Origin of the sequence: Microbacterium sp. TNHR37B (assembly GCF_001620065.1) — a bacterium.
Taxonomy (GTDB): Bacteria; Actinomycetota; Actinomycetes; order Actinomycetales; family Microbacteriaceae; genus Microbacterium.
This window is the reverse complement of sequence record NZ_LQGV01000003.1, coordinates 297,609-313,019: the sequence shown is the minus strand read 5'-3', so window position 1 is coordinate 313,019 and position 15,411 is coordinate 297,609. Positions and strand designations below refer to the sequence as shown.

Genomic DNA, 15,411 nt, shown 5'->3' with positions numbered 1-15,411 from the left:
CGACAGAAGGAGGAGGACGGTGACCGTCCCCACCACACTCGCGCCCGAGCGGGCAGCGATGGCCCCGCCTCCCGGCGCCGCCCCACGCCGCCGCCGCTTCACGGGGATGCCGCTGGCGCTGCTGCTGCCCTCGCTCGTGATGCTGCTCGTCTTCATCGGCTGGCCGCTCGTGCAGCTCGTCGTCATGTCGTTCCAGGAGTACGGGCGGGCACAGATCTTCGGCGCCCCGGCCCCCTTCATCGGGCTCGACAACTACCTCCGCGTCCTCGGCGACAGCGAGTTCTGGATCGTGCTGGCGCGCAGCATCGTGCTGTGCGTCGTGAGCGTGGTCGCGACGATGGTGCTGGGGATCTCCATCGCCCTCATGATGCGGGCCCTCGGCCGTGTCATGCGGACAGTCGTCTCGGTGGGGCTGCTCCTGGCCTGGGCGATGCCCGCGCTGACCGCCACGATCGTGTGGGGCTGGATCTTCGACACCGACTACGGGCTCGTCAACTACTTCCTCACCCAGGTCACCGGCACCGACTGGACCGGGCACAGCTGGCTGAGCGATCCACTGAGCTTCTTCTCGGTCGCGGCCATCATCATCACCTGGGGCGCCGTGCCGTTCGTGGCCTTCTCGACTTACGCGGGCCTGACGCAGGTGCCCGACGAGGTGATGGAAGCCGCTTCCCTCGATGGGGCGAGCGCCTGGCAGCGCTTCCGGCTCATCGTCGTGCCGTACGTGCGCTCGATCCTGATCGTGCTGCTCATCCTCCAGATCATCTGGGACCTCCGCGTGTTCGCCCAGATCTACGCCCTGCAGACCGTGGGCGGCGTCCGCGCCGACACCAACACGATCGGCGTCTACATCTACAGCGTGTCGATGGCGACCGGTGACCTCGGAGCCGGCGGGGCGATCGCGGTGATCCTCGTCGTCATCCTTCTCCTCATCTCCGCCTCGTACATCCGCACCATGCTCAAGACGGAGGAGGACCTGTGAGCGCGCGCACGCGCCGGCGGACCGGCCGGGTCGCCCTCAACGCGGCGGCGATCGTCGTCTTCGTCTGCTCGGTCTTCCCGGTCTACTGGATGGTCAACACGGCCTTCCTCCCGGGCTCCGCCGTCAAGAGCGACGTGCCGCACCTCTGGCCCGATGAGTTCACGCTCCGCAGCTTCGAGGCCGCGTGGAACGATGGCGGGTTCCTCCCCGCCCTCGGGATCTCGCTGGCGGTGACGGTCCTGACGGTGGTGGCGGCGCTGCTGTTCGCCTTCCTCGCGTCGATCGCGGTGGCCCGATACCGGTTCCGCTCGCGCAAGACGTTCATCATCGCGATCCTCGTCATCCAGATGATCCCCGCCGAAGCGATGATCATCTCGACCTTCCGTGTGCTCGACGGCTGGCAACTGCTCAACACCGTCATCGGACTCGCCGCCGTGTACATCGCGATGGTGCTGCCCTTCACGATCTGGACGCTCCGCGGTTTCGTCAACGGCGTTCCCGCCGACCTCGAAGAAGCGGCGATGATCGACGGTTGCAGTCGTAACCAGGCCTTCTGGCGGGTGACCTTCCCCCTGTTGGCGCCGGGCCTCGTGTCCACCGGGATCTTCGCGTTCATCCAGGCCTGGAACGAGTTCGTCTTCGCCCTCGTCATCATGACGCGTCCGGAGGCGCAGACCCTTCCCATCTGGCTCCGCAGCTTCGTCCAGGCCACCAAGGCCACCGACTGGGCCGTCGTCATGGCAGGGTCGACCCTGATGGCGATTCCCGTCATCGTGTTCTTCTTGATCGTGCAGGGCCGGATGACCAGCGGTCTCGTATCGGGAGCGGTGAAAGGCTGACATGCGCATCGGACTGGACGTCGGGGGAACCAAGACCGACGTCGTCGCCGTCACGCCTGCGGGCGAGATCATCGCTCGCGCCCGCAGGCCCAGCGGCTGGGGTGCCGAGGCCGTCGTCGCCACGGTGATCGCGGCCGTTCGGGATCTGGCTGCCGAGTCGGGCATCGCCCCTTCCTCACTCGCCTCGATCGGCATCGGCGTGCCGGGACAGATCGTTCCGGGCACGGGCCGCGTGACCCACGCCGTCAACCTCGGCATCGAGGACCTCGATCTCGCGGCGCTCGTCGGCGCCGCCCTGGGTGTTCCCACGACGGTCGAGAACGACGTGAAGGCGGCGACACGAGGGGCGTTGGCCCTCCGGGGCAGCGGGCGGGGGAGTCTTGCCTACCTGAACCTCGGTACCGGAGTGGCAGCGGGCATCGCGATGGCCGGAGAGGTCTGGCGCGGAGCGCGGGGCGCGGCCGGTGAGATCGGGCACATCTCCATCGATCCACACGGCCCCGAATGCCCCTGCGGACAGCGGGGATGCATCGAGGCGTACGCCGGCGGGGGTTCGCTCGCGCGTCGCTGGGGGGAGCCGGGCGACCTACCGGTGCGCGACGTCTTCGACGCGGCAGAGCGCGGCGACGCGCGAGCCATCCCGTTGCGTGACGGGCTCGCTTTCGGCGTGGCGGCGGCCGTCCGCGTGCTGGTGCTGTCCGCCGACGTGGACACGGTCGTTCTCGGCGGCGGGCTCACGGCGCTGGGGGATCGTATGCTGAGACCGGTGCTCTCGGAGCTCGAGACCCGTGCTGCGGCATCCCCCTTCCTCCGCTCGCTGCATTTGCCCGAGCGTGTCGACGTCCTCGCCCCCGGCTCGCCGGCCGCGGCACTCGGCGCCGCCCTGGTCGGCGCGTCCACCCATGAACAGGAGACCCTCACCCGTGGCTGAAGTCGTCATCGTCCCCACGCCCGCCGACGCCGGTGCACTCGTCGCCGACGAGATCGTGCGCCTCGTCCAGTCCCGGCCGGACGCCGTCCTCGGACTTGCCACGGGGTCCACGCCGCTTCCCGTCTACGAAGCACTGCGGCCGCGGCTGGACGGCATCGACGTCTCTCGGGTCCGCGGGTTCGCTCTCGACGAGTACGTCGGCATCGACCCTCAGCACCCCGAGAGCTACCGTTCGGTGATCACCCGTGAGGTCGTGGAGCCGCTCGGTCTCGACCCGCGCCTGATCCACACCCCCAACGGGGCGCTGGAGACGATCGCCCACGCCGGTGAGGATTATGAGGCCGCGATCGCCGAGGCGGGCGGTGTCGACCTGCAGATCCTGGGCATCGGCACCTCGGGCCACATCGGCTTCAACGAGCCCGGATCCTCCTTCGCCTCCCGCACGCGCGTGAAAACCCTCATCGAGCAGACCCGCGTGGACAACGCACGCTTCTTCGACTCCATCGACGACGTGCCGATGCATTGCATCACCCAGGGGCTGGGCACCATCCTGCGCGCGCGACACCTGTTCCTCCTCGCGTTCGGGGAGGCCAAGGCCGAAGCGATCGCGGGTGCCGTGGAGGGCCCGGTGACCGCCTCGCTGCCGGGGTCGGCGATCCAGCTGCACGAGCACGTGACGGTCGTCGTCGACGAGGCGGCAGCGTCTCGGCTCCGCCACGCCGACTATTACCGTTACACCTACGCGCACAAGCCGGCCTGGCAGGGCCTCTGAGCGTCCGGTTCCGGGAGCGTCGCACAACGATCCCGGGCGGGTGACCGCCGCGTCCTAGGCTGAATACATGTCTGCCTCGACCGAGTCCTCCGATCTCATCGTCTGGGTCTGGGCGGGTGCGCTGCTCGTCGCGAGCGCCGTGCTTCCCTTCGTGCTCAGTGCCGGGATCGGCCTCGACGTGCCCGTGCTCCGGAGCACCGTCGGGATCCTCGGCGAGCTTGCCTTCGCGGCGGCCATGGTTCTCTTCGCCTGGGGCTGGCGCGGCCGTGGGTCTGTCGTGGCGGGACGCCGCGCCGGGGTGATCGCCCTCACCGCGCTGGCGGTCGTGCCGCTCGCGATGTGGCTCGCCTCCGGGCTCGCCGACCTCACGCTCGGGCCGTTGACGACGACCGATGATGCCCGCGTGTGGTGGGGGGACGCGTACCAGGTCCTCTGGATCGGCGCGGCCGCGCTGGCGGTCGCTGAGATCTGGCGTGCCGGCGTCGTGCCACGGCCCTGGAACCGCGTGCCGGCGTGGGGGCTGCTCGTCGTCGTCGGTGTCGGCGCGATCACCCAGATCGCCTCGGTGTCACTCGTGAACGCCGGCGCCGGCGACCAGCTGGCCCTCATCACGCTCTGGCAGCTGTCGAGCCTGGCGATGTTCGTGGTGCCGCTCGGGCTCGGTATCGCCGCGATCGTCCTGGGGCTTCGCCGGACGCCGCCGCCGACGGTTCAGGTGTTCCCGCCGGCTGCGTGATCTCTAGGGTCGAACACCTTTCCCGGATTCAGGATGCCGGCGGGGTCGAAGACGCGAGCGATCTGGCGCTGCAGCTCCCACTGGTCTTCGCCGAGCTCATCGGCCAGCCAACGGCGCTTGAGGACCCCCACGCCGTGTTCGCCCGTGAGCGTTCCGCCCAGGCGCAGCGCGGCGCGGAAGAGGTCGTCGGCGGCGGCCCAGATGCGGTTGGGGACCTCGGGGCCGTCGAAGACGAAGTTCGGGTGCAGGTTTCCGTCGCCGGCGTGGCACACGGTCGGGATCTGCAGTCCGTAGCGCTGCTCGATCCGCGCGATCTCGTCGAACATCGCGGGCAGCGCGCTGCGGGGCACCGCGACATCTTCGATCAGCGTCGTTCCGAGGCTCGCCATCGCGGCGTGCATGCTCCGTCGGATCGTCCACAGACGTTCACCGTCGGCCGCATCGGCGGCCATCGTGACGGTGGCGCCCAGCGAGCGGAGGATGCGGGCGATGACCTCGATGTCGGCCTCGGCGCCGGTGCCGTCGGTCTGCACCGTGAGCTGCGCGGTGCCCTCGGCGGGGGCGGGAAGGTCGAGGAGACGGTGCACGGCCGCGAGTGACGGCGCGTCCATGAGCTCCATGATCGAGGGCTGCACGCCCGATGCCGTGATCGCGGCAGCACCGACGGCTCCGGCGCGGACGTCGGAGAACTCGGCGCTGAGCGTGCGCGGCTCGCCGGGTGTCCGGCGCCGCAGCTTCAGCGTCGCACCCACGATCACGCCGAGAACGCCCTCGGACCCGATGACGAGGGAGGTGAGGTCCAGTCCCGTGACGCCCTTGACGGTGCGCCGTCCGAGGCGCAGCAGTCTTCCATCCGCAAGGACGAGGTCGACACCGAGGACGGCATCGCGCACGACGCCGTACTTCGCGCAGAGAAGGCCTCCGGCGCCCGTGGCGATGTTGCCGCCGACGGTCGAGATCGCCCGGCTGGCGGGGTCGGGTGCCCACCACAGATCGTGGGCCGCGAGAGCATCATTGAGGGCGGCGTTGAGGATTCCCGGCTCGACGACAGCGAGGAGATCATCGGGGCGTACCTCGATGAGGCGATCCATCCGCAGGGTCGACAGAGCGATCTGTCCCGGTCCCGCGTTCGCGCCGCCAGCCAGTCCCGTGCCGGCACCGCGGGTGACCACGGGCACGCGGTGGGCGTGGGCGATGCGGAGCGTGTTCTGGACGTCTTCGACGCTCTCTGCGTAGACGACGGCGAGCGGGTCGCCCGGCGATGCGTGGCCCGAGCGGTCGGCGCGTGCCTCACCCAGTGCGTGGGGGCGTGTGTCGACGCGGTCACCGAGCCGGGACCGCAGCAGGTCGACGACGTCGCCGCCGGTCATGCGAGGCGGCGGCGCCCCGTGATGAGACCCACGGTGACGGCGACGACCGCGAACGCGAGGCCGATCCACGCGTAGCCCATGCTCCACCACGCGAGTGTGGCCGCTAGGTAGACGACGAGCTCGACGAAGGCGCGGACGAAGGGGTGCACCGGCACGACGGCACGAGGCGAGACGAACAGCGCCCAGACGAGGACCGCCAGGAGCGGAGCACCGATGCCGGCGATGATGTTCACCGGCAGCTCGAAGCCGGCGAATCCCCACAGCGCGAGTGTCACGATGGCGAACACCTCGCACAGGAAGGCCACGACGTCGAGGGCGTTCAGACGGGGCCGGGTTCCGGCGGGGAGGGGTTCAGCCGGTGCCTCAGGGCGCACGGCGGGAAGATCGGCCATGCCTCGAGTCTACGGGCCGCCCTCGGCCGACGATCCGGTCAGGGCCGTGCCGTCGGTCCCGTTCGAAGCGCTCGCCGCGTCGTCAGCCGACGGCGGGTTGGCCGTGGACCCAGACGCAGATTCCTGGTCCGATGCAGTCTGGTCGCCGGACGCGGTCTCCGCGCCGGTGCCGCCCGTGGTCCCGGTCTCGGTCTCAGGGGCCGGTGCGGTGTTCTGGCCGGCCACCTCGTTGCCAGAGCTGCTCGTGGACGCCGGCGCGTCACCGGCGTCGTCCGTCGTGACGGACCGGTCGCCCACCCTCGGCGGCGCCGGGGCGAGGACCGACGTCGTCGGCGCGGTACGGCTGGCGGGAGACGTTCCGGTATCGCCGGAGGGAACGGTGATCACGGGCACTTCTCCGGGATCTCCTTCGCCCGTTCCCGGCGACTCCCCATTCAGCCCCGCGGCGAAGGCGATCTGCAGGAGACTGCGCTGCATCTGCGGTCCGCGGAGGTCTTCCCAGGCGTAACGGAAACCGATGGTGGGATTCCACAACAGGTTGGGTGCCGGCTCCGAATGCAGCGGGACGGTCGTCGTGCCGTCGGGGCCGATGAGAGCCGACTTGAGGTAGGTGCCATTGACGAGGACGTCGACGGAGGCGCCCGGAGCGCCCTGCAGCATGACCACGAAGTCGACTTCGGTGAGCGTGGGCTCGCCAGCGAACACGGCACCCGAGAACTCGGGCGACGACTCCATGTACGCCGGGACGGTCGGAGTCGGAGTCGGAGTCGGAGTCGGCGTCGGAGTCGGAGTCGGGCTCGGAGTCGGTGTCGGGGTGGGTGTGGGCGTCGGTTCGGGGTCAGGCGTCGGAGTCGGAGTCGGCGTCGGCGTCGGCTCGGGGTCTGGGGTCGGCACCGGTGTGGGCTCGGGCGTGGGCGTCGGATCGACCGTGGGAGTCGGGTCCGCAGACGGTGTCGGCGCGGGACGCACCGGGTCCACCTGCGGGTCCCCCTCCGGCGCGGCGGGCGTCGTCGCGCGAGGAGTCGGGGCGAGAGTCGGAAGATCACTCGGCGTCGGCCCCGGTGTCGGCAGCGCGATGGGATCGACCACCGGGTTCGAGCCGTCGTCGATCGGCGCGCCGGGCAGCACGGGGCCGCCCGCGGACGGCGGGTTCGCGCTCACGAGCTGAGGCACGACGATCGCCGCGGCCACCGCGGTTCCCGCCGCGACGAGCGTCACGAGTGCGACGATGCCGCCCGCGCCGCTGAGGACACCACCGCCACCCGCACCGGCTGCAGCGACCGCCCCCGCCGACCCGCCGACCCCACCGGAACCGGCAGAGCCGCTGGCGGCAGCCGTGGTGGAGGCGGACGCACCCGCGACGACGGCGCCGGGCATGGATTGGGATGCCCCGGCGGCGAGAGCGGCGAGCGGGACCGAACCGCCCTGGACCGTGGCGGCGTACGTCGTGGCCGCACCCGCACCGATCGCGAGGGGCAGAAGAATCATGGCGAGTCGATGGGAGACCTCCTTGGCCTCCGAGGCGACGATCGTGCAGCGGGCGCACTCGGTGAGGTGCGCCTCGACCTTGGTCTGGTCGCGCTTGGCGAGGTTCCCCCGCGCATACGCGCCGAGACGATTGATCGTCCACGCGCAGGGGGAGTCGTCGCTCACCGAGCGCAGGTGTGCTTGGATCCAGGCTTCCCGCAGCCCCTCGCGGGCTCGGAAGGCGAGCTGGGCGACCGCGGTGGGCTTCATGCCCAGGAGCGGAGCGATCTCCGCGGGCTTCATCTGCTCGATCTCGGAGTACCAGAGCACCTCCTGCCACCGGGTGGGCAGGCTTCGGAACGCTTGGTGCGTCAGGCCGCGGTCGAGTGCCTCGTCGGTCTCGTGGGTGCTGGCGTCGGGATCCTCGACGGCGTCGAGCTCGTCGATCGCGGTCTCTTTGCGGGAGCGGCCCCAGCCCGCCGCCGTGTTGCGGATGCTCGTGAAGAGGTAGGCGCGGAAGGACCCGGTGGGGCCGCCGCCCTTCTGGATCGATCGATAGATCCGGGTGTAGGCCTCTTGCACGAGATCGTCGGGGTCGAGGCTCGACGTGATGGACTGGGCGACCGTGATGCCCGAACGGTAGTGGCGTCGCCAAAGCTCGCCAAAGGCCTCGCTGTCGCCCGAGCGGGTGCGGAGCACGAGGTCGGCGTCGGCGAGGTCGGACGTGGTGGTGGGGGATTCGTCGTTCATAGTCATGGTGTTCTCACACAAGAGACGCACCGACAGGCATGTTATGACGCGGATCTGTGAATCCGCTTCCCTTCACGGTCGTCGGCCTCCTCGCCCCCCGAGACCGGGCGGGGTCCGGAGGTCACCGCGACGGCCGGCGAACTTTTTCGGCGAACCGCGTAATAGATCCGTGAGGGGCGCATCTCATCCTGTGGAAGCCGTTGACCCGACGCGACCGGAGGTGCTCCGACGCGGCGACGGCGACCAAGGACGGCCTGGGGGATCGAGAGATCGATCGAGATCTGGGGGATCGGAAGATCGACGCCGTCCATCGGGAGACCGGAACGATCTGGGGGGAGAGTTCCAGAACCCGCAACGGGGCAGGCGGGGCGGAGTGTGCTGGGGGGCGCACCCGCCCCGCCTACCGTTGTCTCCCGCGTGACCGGCGTCGTCTCAGACGCGCACGCCGTCGACCCACACCGCGCGCACCCGCAGGTCGGAGTCCAGGAGCACGGCATCGCCGGGGGCGCCGGACCGCAGCGCCCCGAAGCGGTCGCCGTAGCCCAGGGCGCGCGCGGGCACCGTGGTCAACGCCGCCACCGCGGCCGGAAGCGCGACCCCGGCCGCCACGGCATTGCGCAGCGCGACGTCCTGCGTGAGGGTCGAGCCCGCGATCGCGCCATTGCTGTCCAGCCGTGCCGTGCCGTCGGTGACGGTGACGGCCAGGCCTCCGAGCTCGTAGCGGCCGTCCGTCGCGCCGGCGGCCGCCATCGCGTCGGTGATGAGCGCGACGCGGTCCGGCGCGGCGGTGAAGGCGAGGGCGACGACGTCGGGGTGCACGTGCACGCCGTCGGCGATGATCTCCAGCGTCACCCGTGAGTCGTGGAGAGCCGCCACCACGGGGCCCGGCGCCCGGTGGTGGATTCCCGGCATCGCGTTGAAGGCGTGTGTCAGGAGCGTCGCCCCCGCGTCGAACGCTGCGCGCGCCTGCTCCTCCGTGGCGCCGGTGTGCCCCACGGCCACCCGCACGCCGGACTCCACCAGCCGGCCGACGGCGGCGAGGCCCCCCGGGAGCTCCGGCGCCAGGGTGATCTGCCGGATCGATCCCCGGCCCGCCTCCATGAGCCGGTCGAGCGACTCCGCATCGGGCGCCCGCAAGAGCGCTTCAGTATGCGCTCCCTTGTGCCCGGCGTCGAGGAAGGGCCCCTCGAGGTGACTGCCGAGAATCGTCGGATCGCCGGCCGCCAGGTCTGCGACCATCGCCGCCCGGCGGGCCAGGTCGGACACCGGCGCCGTCACGAGCGACACCACGGCGCGCGTCGTGCCGTGAGCGCGGTGGAGCGCGCGGGCGGTCGCGATCGCGTCGGCGCCGTCGTCGAACGATGCGCCGCCGCCGCCGTGGCCGTGGATGTCGATGAAGCCGGGGGTGAGGACGCCGCCGGCTCCGTCCACGGTCTCGGCCGCGTGCCGTTCCCGCCAGGTCGCGCCGGTCCCGCGCGCGGCGACCGTGCCGCCGTCCAGGGTGATCCAGCCGTCCTCGACGAGCTGGCCGTCGTCCACGAGGGTGACCGAGTGGATGATCGTGCTCATGCCGTTCCTTCGCGGTCGAGGATGCTGTCCGGGGACGTGCCGGCGAAACCGAGCGCCGCCCAGAGTGACGGTAGTGCCTCGACGCGTTCCCGGAACGACGCCCACGAGCGTTCCGGGGTCGAGCCGCGCGGCGGTGACCAGGCCGCCTCGGCGGCGGCGGCGATCCGCGGAAAAAGGAGCGCGTCGATGTCGGCGAGATCCCGGACGGTCTCGGTCCACAGCGCTGCCTCGACGCCGAGGATCTGCTCGTCGCCGACGCCGGGGATGACCTCGGCGGGCTCCCAGTCGTAGGCGCGTTCCAGCGTCGTCACCCCTCGAGCCCAGGTGAGGCCGAGGGGCGAATCGGCGGCGAACTTCATGTCCAGGTAGATCGCGTCGGCGGGGGAGAGGATCACGCGACCGCCCCGCGCGACGAAGGCGCGGGTCTTCTCGTCCATCCCCTCGATCGGCTCGACGAAGCCCCAGTACTGACCGATCGTCCCGGGCGCCAGACCGGGCGCGGCGCCCGCCTCGTGCCAGGTGACCGGCGTCTTCCCCTGCGCGACCACGATCGCCGTGACCCGCTCCATGAACAGGGCGAAGTCGTCGGCCGGGGTTCCCAGCGCTTCGTCCCCGCCGACGTGGAGGTAGGGGCCCGGGGTGATCGTCGCGAGCTCGCCCACGACGTCCGCGACGAACGCGTAGGTGCCCTCATCGCGGATCCTCAGCGAGGAGAACCCGACCGCAAGCCCCGTGTACGGCTCGCCTGGACGCGGGAGGTCACCGCCGAAGTCGCGCACCGTGGCCCGCACCTCGTCGGTGATCACCGGATCCTCGCAGAGCTCGGGGTAGGCGAGGCCGACGGCGTGGGTGTGGCCGGGGAGGTCGATCTCGGGCACCACGACCATGTGCCGCGCCGCGGCGGCTGCCACGATGCGCTGGTAGTCGTCGCGGCTGAAGTGGCCGCCCGGGTCGCCTCCGATGGAGGTGCCCGAGGCACGCTCGGCCAGCAGGGGTCGCGTGTCCAGTGCGATCCGCCAGCCCTGATCGTCGGACAGGTGGAGGTGCAGGTGGTTGAACTTCAGGCTCGCGGCTCGCTCGATGAAGGCCTCGACCGTCCGCACGTCGTGGAAATGGCGGGCGACATCGAGCATCACTCCGCGATAGGCGAAGCGCGGGACGTCCTGGATGCGCAGGGCCGGCAGCTCCCCGCGGGAACCGGATGCCGTCGCCAACTGCGCCAGGGTCTGCACGGCGTAGAAGAGGCCCGCCGGGTCCGCGCCTTCGACCCAGACCCCGTCGGCGTCGATGGCGATGACCGAGGACTCCGGATCCGGGAGGGCCCCGATGCGGAGATCGATCCGGCGTCCCTCCGGAACAGCACCCGAACCGGGATCGACCGGGAGGTGCAGGCCGGTGCGGAGGTGGAGGAGGCGGCGCAGCTCGGTGACAGCGGCTTCGTCTCCAGTGAGGACGGCGCCGTCGAGGCGGAACGGCGCGCCGCCGGTCGCCGTCATCGATGAGGGCAGCGGCACGACCGAGGGTGCGGACATGCGGGCTCGATTCTCTCCGCGGACTCCGTCCTCGTCATGTAAGGAGTCCTAACAAACAGGCCGAGCCCAGCCTACCAGCGCCGGTCCGCGCGGCGAGCGAATCCGGTATGCTCGGGATCGTCGCGACTGGCGTTGAGGTGGGACACCACCGGGGAGCGACCGACACGGCATTCGACCGCACGCCTGGGCCGATGCGAGATTCCATCCCGAAAGCCGTCGTCAGGAGATCGTCATGACCGATGCCTATTTCAACGCCCCTCTCTCCGAGGTCGACCCGGAGATCGCGCAGGTGCTCGAGCGTGAGCTCGACCGCCAGCGCGGCTACCTGGAGATGATCGCCTCCGAGAACTTCGTTCCCGTCTCGATCCTGCAGTCGCAGGGCTCGGTGCTGACCAACAAGTACGCCGAGGGGTACCCCGGGCGGCGCTACTACGGCGGCTGTGAAGAGGTCGACGTGGCCGAGGAGCTCGCGATCCAGCGGGCGAAGGACCTCTTCGGCGCCGAGTTCGCCAACGTCCAGCCCCACTCGGGGGCGTCGGCGAACGCCGCCGTCCTCCACGCCATCGCCCGACCGGGCGACACGCTGCTGGGCCTGTCGCTGGACCAGGGCGGCCACCTGACCCACGGCATGAAGATCAACTTCTCCGGCCGTCTGTACAACATCGTCGCGTACGGCGTCGATCCCGAGACCAGCATCATCGACATGGACGAGGTGCGGCGTCTCGCGGTCGAGCACCAGCCGAAGGTGATCATCGCGGGCTGGTCGGCCTACCCGCGTCAGCTCGACTTCGCCGCCTTCCGCGCGATCGCCGACGAGGTCGGGGCGCTCCTCTGGGTCGACATGGCCCACTTCGCGGGGCTGGTCGCCGCGGGGCTCCACCCCTCGCCCGTGCCGCACGCGCACGTCGTCTCCTCCACGGTCCACAAGACGATCGGTGGACCGCGCTCGGGCTTCATCCTGACTAACGACGCCGACATCGCCAAGAAGATCAACACCGCCGTCTTCCCCGGCCAGCAGGGCGGCCCGCTCATGCACGTCATCGCCGCCAAGGCGACCGCCTTCAAGCTCGCCGCGACTCCCGAGTTCCGTGAGCGGCAGGAACGCGTGGTCCGCGGTGCCGCGATCCTGGCCGACCGGCTGTCGCAGCAGGACGTGAAGGACGCGGGCATCTCGGTGCGTTCCGGCGGCACCGACGTGCACCTCGTGCTCGTCGACCTGCGGGAGGCGCAGATCGACGGCAAGCAGGCCGAAGACCTGCTCCACGAGATCCACATCACGGTCAACCGCAACGCCGTCCCCAATGACCCGCGCCCGCCGATGGTGACCTCGGGGCTCCGTATCGGCACGCCGGCCCTCGCCACCCGTGGCTTCGGTGACGCAGAGTTCACCGAGGTGGCCGACGTCATCGCTCTCGCCCTCCAGCCTGGCGCCGACGTCGAGGCGCTGCGCACGCGTGTGGCCGCGCTGACGGCGGCCTTCCCCCTCTACCCGGGTCTGCAGCAGTGACGGCTCGGAGACTGGACGGGGTCGCTACGGCGGCTGCGATCAAGACCGAGCTGGCGGAGAGGGTGGCGGCGCTGGCCGCTCGCGGCATCGTCCCGGGGCTCGGAACGTTGCTCGTGGGAGACGATCCCGCCTCCCGCTCCTACGTGACGGGCAAGCATCGCGATTGCGCCGAGGTGGGTGTCGCTTCGATCTCGGTCGAGCTGCCCGCCACGGCGACACAGGACGAGATCGCGGCCGCCGTGCGCGACCTCAACGCCGATCCCGCGGTCACCGGCTTCATCGTGCAGCTGCCGCTCCCCGCGGGAATCGACGAGAACGCGGTGCTCGAGCTCATCGACCCGGCCAAGGATGCCGATGGCCTCCATCCCATGAACCTCGGGCGCCTCGTGCTCGGGGTCGATCCCGCGACGGCCGTCGCCGCCCCCCTCCCGTGCACGCCCGCGGGTATCGTCGAGCTGCTGGAGCGGCACGACGTGCGGATCGCCGGCGCCCATGTGGTGGTGATCGGCCGTGGCATCACGGTGGGGCGTCCGCTGGGGCTCCTCCTGACGCGCAAGGGCACCGATGCGACGGTCACGCTGACGCACTCGCGCACCACCGACCTCGCGGCGGAGGTCGCACGCGCCGACATCGTCGTCGCGGCGGTCGGTCAGCCCCACCTCGTGCAGCCGGAATGGATCAAACCGGGCGCCGCCGTGCTCGATGTCGGAGTGACCCGCGTGGGTACCACCGAGTCGGGGCGGGCGAAGCTGGCCGGCGACGTCGCTCCGGGTGTCGCCGAGGTCGCGGGGTGGCTCTCGCCGAACCCCGGAGGGGTCGGACCGATGACGCGGGCGATGCTGGTGGCCAACGTGGTGGAGACCGCCGAGCGACTCGCCGGCTGACCCCGGCCGACCGAGTGGTCGTGTCTGTCGGGATGATTGTGTAACAATCGTCCCCATGGACCGACTTCTGGCCGTTGCGGCCGTGCTGGCCGCCGCGCTGTGCTTCGCCACGACGGGGACCTCGCGGGCTCTGGCCGATGTCGGTGCCGATGCCGTCTCGATCGGTGCGGCCCGAGTGCTGATCGGGGGCGGACTGCTCGCCCTCGTCGCGTGGGCGGGGTGGGCACGCGTGCGCCGTGCCGGCGGAGTGGCAGCCGGGGAGACCGGCGCTCCGGCGGATCGGGTGCCCCTCGCGCCGCGCGTTCCCGCCCCCGCCGTGGTTCTGGTCGGGGCGGCGGGAGTGCTCGCGTATCAGCCGACGTTCTTCAGTGGCGCCGCCGCGAACGGAGTCGCCGTCGGGACGGTGGTCGCCCTCGGCTCGGCACCCATCGCGACCGGACTGCTCGTCAGCGTCCTGCGACGGCGGCTGCCGGATGCGCGGTGGATCTTGGCTACCGGGATCGCGATCGTCGGCGTCGCGATCGTGTCGGGCGTGTTCGGCGCGGGGACGCTCGCGGCCCGCCCGGCCGGGATCCTGGCGTCGCTCGCGGCGGGGGCCTCCTACGCCCTCTACGCGGTCGCGGCGAAGGAACTGCTGGAGCGTGGGTGGAGCGCATCCGGTGCCATGGGCGGGATCTTCGGCGTCGCCGCCGCGCTGAGCCTTCCCGTCCTCCTTCTCACCGACGCGTCATGGCTCGCCACGCCGGCCGGTGCGACGCTGGCACTCTGGCTCGGCGTGGTCACGGTCACCGTGGCCTACCTCCTGTTCGGCTGGGGACTGCGTCGCCTCAGCCCCACGACCGTGTCGACCCTGACGCTGGCCGAGCCGCTGGGGGCCACCCTCCTCGGTCTCGTCGTGCTGGGGGAGCAGCTCTCGCCCGTCTCGGCGGTGGGCGTCGGCGTCATCGCACTCGGTCTCGTGCTCGTCGCCCTTCCGGCAGGCCGAGGAGGGGAACGTGTCGCCGCGGCGTCGTGAGGGCGTACCGCGCCCGACGGCGGACAGCCGACTGGCGGCGGCCCTGCGTGACGCCATCGTGACCGGCGCCCTCGCGCCCGGCACCCCTCTGCGCGAAGAGGAGCTCGCCGGCAGCCACGAGGTGTCCCGGCACACGGTGCGCGCCGCCCTCGCGACGCTCCACGCCGAGCGGCTCGTACAGATCATCCCGTACGCCGGCGCGCGGGTCGCGACGTTCGACGACGCGGCGGTGGCGGGGCTGCAGGAGCTTCGTGCAGCCCTGGAGTCGGAGGCGGTGCGGCTGATCACTGAGCGACACGGCGCCACATGGCCGGCGGATGTGGAGGCTCCCGTCCTCGAGGCGATCGAGCGTCTGGGGGTCGCCGAGGCCGCCGATGACTGGATGGAGATCATCCGCGCGCACGCCGACGTGCATCGCCGCATCGTGGCGGGATCGGGCAGCCCCCGGATCATCGAGGCGCACGCGTCCCTCGAATCAGAGGTGCTGCTGCTCCTCGCCCACGTACGACCCCACTACCCCCGGGGAGCGCTGGCCGCGGAGCACCGCGTCTACCTCGCCGCCCTCCCGCGGGACGGCAGCGCCTGTGTGCACGCGCATCTGCGGCACTCGACCGAGCTCATCCGGGCTGCGCGGGCGGCGTCGACATCGCGCTGAGCGGGAGCGA

General features: G+C 71.2%; 14 protein-coding genes and 1 riboswitch. Of the genes, 9 read left to right on the top strand and 5 right to left on the bottom strand.

The genetic code is table 11. From position 1 onward, the window contains the following. The first annotated feature begins 58 nt into the window (after nucleotides 1-58). The 5 genes from AVP41_RS09745 to AVP41_RS09725 all read left to right on the top strand — a co-directional run bounded on the left by AVP41_RS09745 (nucleotide 59) and on the right by AVP41_RS09725 (nucleotide 4,260). Nucleotides 59-982 carry a carbohydrate ABC transporter permease gene (locus AVP41_RS09745; protein WP_067165765.1) on the top strand — a complete coding sequence of 308 codons (924 nt, stop codon included), beginning with the start codon at nucleotides 59-61 and terminating at the stop codon, nucleotides 980-982. After that, on the top strand, nucleotides 979-1,821 hold the full coding sequence (locus AVP41_RS09740) for a carbohydrate ABC transporter permease (RefSeq protein WP_067163811.1): 843 nt from the start codon (nucleotides 979-981) through the stop codon (nucleotides 1,819-1,821). Before AVP41_RS09745 ends, AVP41_RS09740 begins: the two co-directional genes overlap by 4 nt. Nucleotide 1,822: 1 nt before the next feature. Further along, nucleotides 1,823-2,752, top strand: coding sequence for an ROK family protein (locus tag AVP41_RS09735; RefSeq protein ID WP_067163809.1), 930 nt, complete (start codon nucleotides 1,823-1,825; stop codon nucleotides 2,750-2,752). After that, a complete protein-coding gene (locus tag AVP41_RS09730; protein ID WP_067163806.1) occupies nucleotides 2,745-3,524 on the top strand; it encodes a glucosamine-6-phosphate deaminase in 780 nt (259 codons plus the stop codon). The genes AVP41_RS09735 and AVP41_RS09730 overlap by 8 nt, the downstream gene beginning before the upstream one ends. A gap of 67 nt (nucleotides 3,525-3,591) precedes the next feature. Next, complete coding sequence (locus AVP41_RS09725) at nucleotides 3,592-4,260, top strand: hypothetical protein (RefSeq protein WP_067163804.1); 669 nt, start codon at nucleotides 3,592-3,594, stop codon at nucleotides 4,258-4,260. Here AVP41_RS09725 and AVP41_RS09720 read toward each other — a convergent pair. From AVP41_RS09720 to AVP41_RS09695, 5 genes are all read right to left on the bottom strand, one after another. Beyond that, nucleotides 4,236-5,630, bottom strand: a complete 1,395-nt coding sequence (locus AVP41_RS09720; RefSeq protein WP_067163802.1) for an FAD-binding oxidoreductase — start codon at nucleotides 5,628-5,630, stop codon at nucleotides 4,236-4,238. The genes AVP41_RS09725 and AVP41_RS09720 overlap by 25 nt on opposite strands. Beyond that, nucleotides 5,627-6,022 (bottom strand): YrdB family protein, encoded by a 396-nt coding sequence (locus AVP41_RS09715; RefSeq protein WP_067163799.1) that lies wholly within the window; start codon nucleotides 6,020-6,022, stop codon nucleotides 5,627-5,629. The genes AVP41_RS09720 and AVP41_RS09715 overlap by 4 nt, the downstream gene beginning before the upstream one ends. A gap of 9 nt (nucleotides 6,023-6,031) precedes the next feature. Continuing rightward, nucleotides 6,032-8,245 carry a sigma-70 family RNA polymerase sigma factor gene (locus AVP41_RS09710; protein WP_082829148.1) on the bottom strand — a complete coding sequence of 738 codons (2,214 nt, stop codon included), beginning with the start codon at nucleotides 8,243-8,245 and terminating at the stop codon, nucleotides 6,032-6,034. Between the two features lie 426 nt (nucleotides 8,246-8,671). Next, nucleotides 8,672-9,808, bottom strand: a complete 1,137-nt coding sequence (gene nagA, locus AVP41_RS09700) for an N-acetylglucosamine-6-phosphate deacetylase (RefSeq protein ID WP_067163792.1) — start codon at nucleotides 9,806-9,808, stop codon at nucleotides 8,672-8,674. Then, the gene (locus AVP41_RS09695; RefSeq protein ID WP_067163790.1) at nucleotides 9,805-11,340 is read right to left on the bottom strand and encodes a beta-N-acetylhexosaminidase; all 1,536 of its coding nucleotides are present in this window, start codon (nucleotides 11,338-11,340) and stop codon (nucleotides 9,805-9,807) included. The genes nagA and AVP41_RS09695 overlap by 4 nt, the downstream gene beginning before the upstream one ends. A gap of 112 nt (nucleotides 11,341-11,452) precedes the next feature. Further along, a riboswitch (ZMP/ZTP riboswitch) is annotated at nucleotides 11,453-11,536 on the top strand. 36 nt (nucleotides 11,537-11,572) lie between these two features. Between AVP41_RS09695 and glyA the strand changes: the two genes are divergently transcribed. Genes glyA through AVP41_RS09675 form a run of 4 tightly spaced genes read left to right on the top strand, consistent with a single transcriptional unit; the run spans nucleotide 11,573 to nucleotide 15,401 of the window. Further along, nucleotides 11,573-12,847: a serine hydroxymethyltransferase gene (glyA, locus tag AVP41_RS09690; RefSeq protein WP_067163788.1), complete on the top strand. Its 1,275-nt coding sequence runs from the start codon at nucleotides 11,573-11,575 to the stop codon at nucleotides 12,845-12,847. Next, nucleotides 12,844-13,731 (top strand): bifunctional methylenetetrahydrofolate dehydrogenase/methenyltetrahydrofolate cyclohydrolase, encoded by an 888-nt coding sequence (locus tag AVP41_RS09685; protein WP_067163785.1) that lies wholly within the window; start codon nucleotides 12,844-12,846, stop codon nucleotides 13,729-13,731. Before glyA ends, AVP41_RS09685 begins: the two co-directional genes overlap by 4 nt. 55 nt (nucleotides 13,732-13,786) lie before the next feature. Then, nucleotides 13,787-14,746: an EamA family transporter gene (locus AVP41_RS09680; RefSeq protein ID WP_067163782.1), complete on the top strand. Its 960-nt coding sequence runs from the start codon at nucleotides 13,787-13,789 to the stop codon at nucleotides 14,744-14,746. Next, nucleotides 14,727-15,401, top strand: coding sequence for a GntR family transcriptional regulator (locus AVP41_RS09675; protein WP_067163780.1), 675 nt, complete (start codon nucleotides 14,727-14,729; stop codon nucleotides 15,399-15,401). The genes AVP41_RS09680 and AVP41_RS09675 overlap by 20 nt, the downstream gene beginning before the upstream one ends. The last annotated feature ends 10 nt before the right edge of the window (nucleotides 15,402-15,411 follow it).